General features: G+C 63.0%; 9 protein-coding genes. 2 read left to right on the forward strand and 7 right to left on the reverse strand.

Annotation, left to right across the window (positions count from 1 at the left end; all coding sequences use genetic code 11):
- Positions 1-13: 13 nt before the first annotated feature.
- From ACK59X_RS01175 to ACK59X_RS01190, 4 genes are all read right to left on the reverse strand, one after another.
- Positions 14-2,266 carry a heavy metal translocating P-type ATPase gene (locus ACK59X_RS01175; RefSeq protein WP_409954618.1) on the reverse strand — a complete coding sequence of 751 codons (2,253 nt, stop codon included), beginning with the start codon at positions 2,264-2,266 and terminating at the stop codon, positions 14-16.
- A 171-nt stretch (positions 2,267-2,437) separates the two neighbouring features.
- Positions 2,438-2,680, reverse strand: a complete 243-nt coding sequence (locus tag ACK59X_RS01180; protein WP_409954609.1) for a DUF2933 domain-containing protein — start codon at positions 2,678-2,680, stop codon at positions 2,438-2,440.
- A 220-nt stretch (positions 2,681-2,900) separates the two neighbouring features.
- The gene (locus ACK59X_RS01185) at positions 2,901-3,317 is read right to left on the reverse strand and encodes a DUF305 domain-containing protein (protein WP_409954610.1); all 417 of its coding nucleotides are present in this window, start codon (positions 3,315-3,317) and stop codon (positions 2,901-2,903) included.
- Positions 3,318-3,347: 30 nt separating this feature from the next.
- Positions 3,348-3,764 (reverse strand): four-helix bundle copper-binding protein, encoded by a 417-nt coding sequence (locus tag ACK59X_RS01190; RefSeq protein ID WP_409954611.1) that lies wholly within the window; start codon positions 3,762-3,764, stop codon positions 3,348-3,350.
- Positions 3,765-4,142: 378 nt separating this feature from the next.
- Between ACK59X_RS01190 and ACK59X_RS01195 the strand changes: the two genes are divergently transcribed.
- Both ACK59X_RS01195 and ACK59X_RS01200 read left to right on the forward strand, forming a co-directional pair.
- Entirely contained in the window at positions 4,143-4,514 is a 372-nt protein-coding gene (locus ACK59X_RS01195) for a hypothetical protein (RefSeq protein WP_409954612.1), read from the forward strand.
- 91 nt (positions 4,515-4,605) lie between these two features.
- Positions 4,606-5,130 carry a DUF4148 domain-containing protein gene (locus ACK59X_RS01200; protein ID WP_409954613.1) on the forward strand — a complete coding sequence of 175 codons (525 nt, stop codon included), beginning with the start codon at positions 4,606-4,608 and terminating at the stop codon, positions 5,128-5,130.
- A 173-nt stretch (positions 5,131-5,303) separates the two neighbouring features.
- Here ACK59X_RS01200 and fliE read toward each other — a convergent pair whose 3' ends face one another.
- The 3 genes from fliE to ACK59X_RS01215 all read right to left on the reverse strand — a co-directional run.
- Positions 5,304-5,612, reverse strand: a complete 309-nt coding sequence (gene fliE / locus ACK59X_RS01205) for a flagellar hook-basal body complex protein FliE (RefSeq protein WP_409954614.1) — start codon at positions 5,610-5,612, stop codon at positions 5,304-5,306.
- Positions 5,613-5,802: 190 nt separating this feature from the next.
- Positions 5,803-7,065: a type II restriction endonuclease gene (locus tag ACK59X_RS01210; RefSeq protein ID WP_409954615.1), complete on the reverse strand. Its 1,263-nt coding sequence runs from the start codon at positions 7,063-7,065 to the stop codon at positions 5,803-5,805.
- Positions 7,058-8,112: heavy metal sensor histidine kinase (locus tag ACK59X_RS01215; protein ID WP_409954616.1), on the reverse strand; the 1,055-nt coding region annotated here is incomplete at its 5' end. The genes ACK59X_RS01210 and ACK59X_RS01215, both read right to left, overlap by 8 nt.

The following is an 8,112-nucleotide window of genomic DNA, read 5'->3' on the forward strand; positions in this document are numbered from 1 at the left end:
CTCGGGCTACTGTCTACCCCTTGCGCAAACGCAATGCATTGGCGATCACGGATGCAGAACTCAGGCTCATGGCCAGGGCGGCGATCATCGGCGACAGAAGCCAGCCGGTGAATGGATACAGGAGGCCGGCGGCGATCGGAATGCCCAGGGCGTTGTATAGGAAGGCGAACATCAGGTTCTGCTTCATATTGCCCACTGTCGCCTCGGACAGCTCGCGCGCCGTGGAAATCCCGCGCAAATCACCCTTGACCAGGGTGACCTGGGCGCTGTTCATGGCCACGTCGGTGCCCGTGCCCATCGCAATGCCTACATCGGCCTTGGCCAGCGCGGGCGCATCGTTGATGCCGTCTCCGGCCATGGCAACCACGCGGCCCTCTGCCTGCAGCCGGGACACCAGGGCCAGCTTGTCCGCAGGCTTGACCTCACCGTGAACCTCGTCGATGCCCAGCTTGGCACCCACTGCCTTGGCGGTGGTCATGCCATCGCCCGTAGCCATCACGATGCGCAGGCCAGCCGCGTGCAAGGTGGCCAAGGCCTCCGGGGTGCTTTCCTTGACCGCGTCCGAGACCGCCAGCAGGCCTTGCAGTTGACCATCGGCTGCCAGGTACATCACGCTCGCACCCGTGGCACGCAAAGCCTCGGCCTGGGCGAGGAGCGGCTTTGCGGAAACCCCCACTTGCTCCATCAGGACGGTGTTACCGAGGGCCAACTGGCGGCCTCCCACCCGGCCGCGCACTCCGATGCCTGATCCGGATTCGAAGTCCTCGGGCTTATCGAGCGCCAGGCCCTTGGCGCGGGCCGCCTGCACGATGGCGTCCGCGAGGGGGTGTTCGCTACCCTGGTCCAGGCTGGCCGCCAGGCGCAGCACTTCATCCTCGGACAGGCCGGGCATGGCCACCACCCGCTCGAACGATGGCTTGCCCTCGGTCAGCGTGCCGGTCTTGTCCACGATCAGCGTGTCCACCTTGCGCAGGTTCTCGATGGCCGCAGCGTCCCGGAACAGTACACCGCTGGTCGCGCCGCGGCCCGTTGCCACCATGATGGACATGGGCGTTGCCAGGCCCAGGGCACAAGGGCACGCAATGATCAGCACGGCCACCGCATTGACCAGCCCATAGACCCAACGTGGTTCTGGCCCGAAAAGACCCCATGCAAACAGGGTTAGAAGCGCGATTCCGACGACGGCCATGACGAAGTACCCCGCCACCTGGTCCGCCATGCGCTGCATCGGCGCCCTCGAGCGCTGCGCCTGCGAGACCATCTGCACGATCTGGGACAGCATGGTAGCTGAGCCCACGCGCTCGGATCGGATGATCAGCGCACCATTGGTGTTGAGCGTGGCGCCAATCACCGAGTCCCCCGGCCCCTTGACGATGGGAACCGGCTCGCCCGTGAGCATGGCCTCGTCCACGGCGCTGCTGCCCTCGACCACCACCCCATCCACTGGCACCTTCTCGCCCGGGCGCACGCGCAGCAGATCGCCCACGTGCACGTGGGACAGGGGCACGTCGCTTTCCTGCCCATCGGCGCCGATGCGGCGCGCGGTCTTGGGCGCCAGGCCCAGCAGCGACTTGATCGCTGCGGAAGTCTGGGAGCGGGCCTTGAGCTCCAGCATCTGGCCGAGCAGCGTCAGCGAGATGATGACGGCCGCTGCTTCAAAGTACACCGATACGCGCCCCATGGCCTGGAACGACGCCGGAAACACGCCGGGCGCCACGGTGGCCACCACGCTGTACACGAAGGCCGCGCCGGTGCCCAGGCTGATCAGCGTCCACATGTTGGGACTGCGATTGGCAACCGATTGGGCTCCACGCAGGAAGAACGGCCATCCGGCCCACAGGACGATGGGTACGGTCAGGACCAACTCGATCCAGCTCTGGGTGGCCATCTCGAACCACTGCAAGCGGTGGCCCGCCATGGCCAAAACGGTGACGACCGCGGTGAGCGGCAGGGTCCACCAGAAACGGCGGCGGAAATCCACCAGTTCGGCGTTCTCGCCTTCATCCAGCGTCGGGAGCATCGGCTCCAGTGTCATGCCGCACTTGGGGCAGTTCCCAGGGTGGTCCTGCTGAACCTCAGGGTGCATCGGGCATGTATAGGTGGTGCCCGGCTGGACCGGCTCTGGCTCGGGAGGAGCCAGTGCGTCGCGCCCCGGCACGTACTTCTCTGGTGCCTCGACAAACTTTGTGCGGCACTTGGCGCTGCAAAAGTAGTAGTGGTGTCCTTCGTGCTCCGCTGAATGAAGGGACTGCCTCGTGACATCCATGCCGCACACGGGGTCCTTGAGACCAGTCGGCGTTTGGGAGGCATGCTCGTCGTGGCCCCCATGGTGCGCATGCCCCTCGTGCGCTTGGTGCCCATCATGGGCTTGGTGGTCGTGCGGTGTTGCTGTTGACATGTATGGAACTCCTTTTGCTGATCTGAGCCGTGCGCACTGTCAACGGTCGCTCGGACCACTGCCGCGTGGTCCGGGGGGGCCGTGAAATAGGTGCATCACTGGACATGCGAGCAAGAGCAGATAGGGCCAGTACCCGGCCAGGTGCTCCCAGTGCTCCCGCGAAAGGAAGAACACCCCTATCAGCGCGAGCATGATCGCTGCGCCGACAACTCTGTTGCCGCTTCGCCAAGCGCCGATTCCAGACGGCTGCACGATCCCGTTGGTTGACTGTTGATGGTTCATCGTGATCTCCAGGAGGCTGTCTGCTTGCGGACAGGCCTTGCGGTGACGATAGGGCCTGACACGGTGGTAATGTCAAGCCTGAACCACGGCAACTCCTGATCTGTCGCAAATCTGCATTGGCGTTGGGCCGACGCTCCCTTGCATGGCGTCCATGCGCCGCGGCCCCTGCACCTGAAGCGCATCCAGGTACAGGGGCCGTTGGAGTGGCATGGCCGGTAGCCTACTTGGCGGCGGCAGCGGGCGCTTTTCCGCTTCGAGCCAAGAATGCGTCGAGGACTGCGATCTCTTTCTTCTGGGCCGAGATAATCTCCTTGGCCATCTTCAACAGCTGCGGATCCTTGCCATCGCGCAACTGGCCTTGCGCCATGTCGATTGCGCCCTGGTGATGGATGCGCATCATCTGCGCGAAGTCCACATCGGGGTTTCCGGTCATCGCCAAGGAGGACATCTTCTCGTTGTTCTCCTTCATCATGGACTTCATGTCCATCTTGCCGGCGGGCATGGACGCATCCATGCCGGAGCCCTTCATGCCAGCGTGCGGTGCTTGCTGTGCCTGCGCGATCACGGGGCACAGCAAGGCGCTGACCACCAATGCTGAGGCGGGGATTGCTTTCAGGACGGGGGAGGAATTGGTCATAGCGTTTCTCCAGGCGGGAACTGTGGTGGTTCAGTGGGCGCTGGCCATGGAGCGACACTCCTTGGCGCAGTTGTGGCACGCCGCAGCGCAGGCCTTGCAGTGCTCCGCTTCGTGCTTGGCGCACTCATCGCCGCAGGCTTGGCAAATCTCGGCGCACAACGCACAGATGGCCTTGGCGTGGTCGCTGTTGCGGGCCATTGCGCCCGCAGCGAAACTGCACACGGCCGCGCAGTCCGCATCCAGAGCGATGCAGCGCGCCATCATCTTCACATCGTCTTCCTGCAAGCACGCGGCATGGCACTGGTTGCAGGCCGTGGCGCACGACAGGCAAGCTTGGATACAGCTTTGGTAAGGGGTTTGGGTGTGGTTCATTGAAAGCTCCTTGGTTTCGTTCGATTGGTAGGGTCCGTGTGAAATCCTGCGCAACTCGCTGCCAGGAACAGTCATCTTTTGCTGCGCGCAGCGGCCGGCACTGTAGGCGGGGACCGATGATTGGCACGTGAGCGAGGTGTTTTGCGTCTGATTTCGCACCAGGATTACCGAGAGATTTCAACGATGTAATCGGAGCGTCAGATTGGAGGGAAACAGCGGCAATTGGCGCTCACAAACGGAGTGCATTGCTCTTGCGCGGTGAGTTCAAGCCTCACTTGCGCGCCCTCATGCGAGAAAGCCGTAAGTGCGAGCGAGGCGTCTGCCGATGCATTTCAAAAGCGTAATCGGGAGGTCAGCCCTGTGTGGGGGTGAAATTTCTAGACTTCTCTCCGTGGTGCACAAAACGCCACCTGGATGGACCATATCGGGCATCCGGCGCCACAGGAGACCATCATGAAAATCCGTACCGCCGTCCTCGTCGCCAGCCTCGCTGTATCCGCCACGGCATCCTTCGCCACTTCCGTTTACCACGCCAGCCCAAGCCAGGAGGAAGGTGTGAGCTTCGCTCCCGACCACCTGGGCAATGCGGTGAGCCGCCAGGCAGTCGAAAACACCGTGCTGGCGGCACAGAAGGACGGCTCGCTCTATTGGATCAGCCGCGGCTATCCAGCCACCTATCCGCTGGTCAAAGGTCCTCAGCTGACGAAGACCCGCCAGCAAGTCCTCGACGAGCTGCAGGCCGCCAAGCGCAATCCCGTGAGCAGCGACGGTGTGCGCGACATGGGCGGCGAGGCAGGCTGGGTCGACGCCCGCCAGCTTCCCTGACCGTACATCCGCAAAAAACACTGCGCGGGGCCGCACATGCACGTCCCGCAGCAGTGCCCTCATCACTCATTCATCCAACCAGGAAACCATCATGAAACTGAAGTCCACTCTCATCGTTCTCTCCCTCATTGCCGCCCCCGCGTTCGCTTCGGACCAAGCCGTCAGCAAGACGCGCGAGCAGGTACAGGCTGAGCTGGTGCAGGCCATGCGCAGCGGCGACATGCTCGCCTCGGGCGAGTCCGGCCTGACGCTCAAGCAGCTCAACCCGCATTCCTACCCTGTGACCGAGTCCGCGTCGGGCGCCAAGACCCGCGAGCAGGTGCAGGCAGAGTTGGTACAGGCGATCCGCACCGGCGACATCATGGCCGGCGGTGAGTCGGGTGCCAAGCTCAACGAGCTGGAGCCTTCCCGTTACCCTGCAGTCGCCTCCGCACCTTCCTTGACCCGCGACCAGGTCAAGAACGAATTGGCGCGCGCCATCAGCCAAGGGGAGCTCGTGGCGGTGGGTGAGGACGGGCGCAAGCTCAACGAGATCTATCCAGATCGCTACCATGCAGCGCATCACCCAGCCGTCGCGGGCAACACGCAGGAACCCGCCGAGCAAAGCCGGTTCTAAGTCGGCTTGCTGCCTCTGACAAGGCGCTCACCGCCACGCGGCAATGCTGCGCGGTGAACGCTTCAAGCTTGAAAAGCCATCAAGGCACCTGCCGGTCAGTGGCTGACCCGCAGGTGACTTTCTTTTTTTGCTGCTCATGCCACGTCGGCGCGTTCCCCTTCGCTCGCTGGACATCACACCTGCATGTTCATCACATCCGTGTAGGCCTGGACGACGCGGTTGCGGGTCTGCAGCGTGGCCTGGAACGCGATGTTGGACTTGACGCCTGCGAGCATGGTTTCTTCCAGGCCCACGGTGGGGTTTCCAAAGGTCACCTCACGGTTCAAACGGCCTGACTCGCTCTGCATCCTGGTCGTGGTGGTCAGCGCCTGTTTCATGGCGTCCAGAAAGCCGCCATCCTGGACGTCCGGTGCTTTGGGCGCGGGCTTGCCAAGCGAAGCGACAGGCAGCAACGCATCCAATGGCTTTGTGGCGACGATCATGGCGAGGCTTTCAAAAGTTCGATGTCTGCGCTGTCGAGCAATCTCTCGGCGAGCACTTTCTACGCGAAGCAAAATGGTAGATCCCTACACGCGAGCTGTAGCCCGCATGACACAAAGCTCTACCTGCCAATCCCTCGCGTTGGGATTACAGAAATCTCATCTCGTCGACAGCGCAGCCGTTCGCGCGGTCTTACAGCCGCTGCGAAATCTCCAGCAGCGGCTTGATGCTGGAGCCGAAGCGGCTCATCGAGGCGTGGTTCAGCTCGAGCTGGCTGTACGGCAGGTAGCGGATCCCCAGTTCCGACACGCGGGAGAACGCGGGCCTCTTGAGCTGTTCAGCCACCTTGTCTCGGCGGTTGTCCGGGGCCACCAGAAACAGCGCGCACTTGTCAGCGACTGGCGTGCCAAGGGCGAGGTCCAGCATCCGCACGATCCCCGAATAGATGGAGGTCGTGTGCTCGACTTCAAAAGCAGCCGCAACCTGCGAAGTCTGCGGATCAAGCCAAACGACGTCGATCAGCCGCACTGACTCCAATCCTGCGTCCGCAGTCGCCGGCAACTGCGTCAGGCACCCGTCCCCCAAGAATCCAGCGCCATGCACACGTCCTCGGTCGTTGGATGCGATCCACACATCAAACCCCAAAGCCTTGCCAAGGTCGCGCAGCGACGCTTGAACTCCAGTGTGGGTTGCATCGCTCTCAGCAGCCTGGGACAACTCTTTGTGCAAGGCCGTGGATTCCAGCCGGACGCGCTGGAGATCTTCCCGCCACAGGGCTGCTGCCGCCGCATCCATTGCCGCCGGGGGCGCGGCATACCTGCCGCTGCCGATGTCGAACATGAGGCCTGCAATCGCGCCAAGATCGTTGGACAGCTGCCGGCGGTACTGCTCGTTCACGCGCAGCAGGCCCTCCCGCATCGAGAGATAGTGGTCCCAGCGCCCGAGTCTGACCCGCCCGCCGGTGACCGCATTGAAGCCGTTGACGATGGCGGTGTTGAACGGGGTCACCAGCGTCGGGTGGATGAAGTACAACAGATTGGCGACGGCGGGGCCCAGACCTTTGATGCCGATCGCGTCGATGCGCTGGATGGCCGACACCACGTCCTCGGCGCAGCCACACTGGTCGCAGGCGTGGAGCAGATCGGCGAACGCACGCTGGTTGCTGGCGTTTTCGTAGATGTCGGGGATCCGTAGCTTGGGCTTCCACAGAAATGCGTGGTCAGCGCCTTTGAAGATCTGGCGCTGCTCAGCGACGGATCCCACGATGGTTTCCAGGGAGGAGCCACGATAGGCATTGCCGAAGGTCCCGTCGCGGATGTCCTGCACGACCTGCGCGATGCCACGCCGTATCGACCGGAAGTTCTTGACCCGCTGGTCCCACAGAAACCAGGTGTTGTACGTGCTGCTCGGATCCGCCTTCCAGCAGTCGATGAGGGTGCCAAGGGAGTCATTCATCTGTTGTCTGGTGCCTGCCGATGCTGTGTGTGCTTGGGAAGAACATGGAAAAGCATGTCCTGCCGCTCTGCGAACTCACTGATATGCGGCCCCGGTGCGCCTGAACGATGGCCTGGGTGATGGACAGGCCAAGGCCTGCACCGTCGGAGTCGAGTTGCTTGCGCGACTTGTCGGCCCTGAAGAACCGGTCAAACAAGCGAGGGATCATCTGCGCATCAATGGTGGGGCCAGGGTTGATGACGTCCACCGTGGTTCCGTGAACGTCTCCTGATATCTCAACGACCACGCTTTCTCCTGCAGGGGTGTATCTCACCGCATTGGACAGAAGGTTGCTCAGGGCCCGCCGCAGCATCAACCGATCGCCGGAAATCTCTGCAGCGCCCAGGAGCTTGAGCTGCACCTGCTTCTCTTCGGCCAGCGCCTCGTAGAAATCGAACAGGGCTTGCACCTCGGCATGCACCTCGATCCTCTCGGTGCTGGGCAGGATCAGGCCATGATCGGCTTTGGCCAGGAACAGCATGTCCGCCACCATCCGAGCGAGGCGCTGGTACTCCTCTGCGTTGGAGGCCAGGATGTCCCGGTACTGGTCTGCGCTGCGCGACTGGCCGAGCGTGACCTGGGTCTGGGTCATGAGATTGTTGATGGGCGTGCGCAGCTCGTGGGCCAGATCCGAGGAGAATTCCGAGAGGCGGTCGAAATCTTCCTTTAACCGGCGCAGCATTTCATTCAAGGTCGTGGCCAGGTCGGCCATCTCGATGGGAAATTCCTGGCTGGGCATGCGCTCGTCGAGTCGCTTGGCCGTGATGGCCATGGCGCGCGATCGCATGGCACGCAAGGGAGCCAGACCGTTCCTTGCTGCCCACCAACCCAGCACGCCTGCCACCAGGGTGGCCAGTGCCACATACACCGCGAGCACCCGGATCAAGTCGTGCATGAAATGCTTGTGGTGGGCGATGTCCAGAGCACCACTCACCTGCAGCGGCAAAGCGCCTCCCCCTGGAGCGGACGACACCTCGTACATCCCTCGGACTGCGCGGGTTCCGGCGT

It is taken from the genome of Acidovorax sp., from assembly GCF_046339755.1.
Taxonomy (GTDB): domain Bacteria; phylum Pseudomonadota; class Gammaproteobacteria; order Burkholderiales; family Burkholderiaceae_C; genus Acidovorax.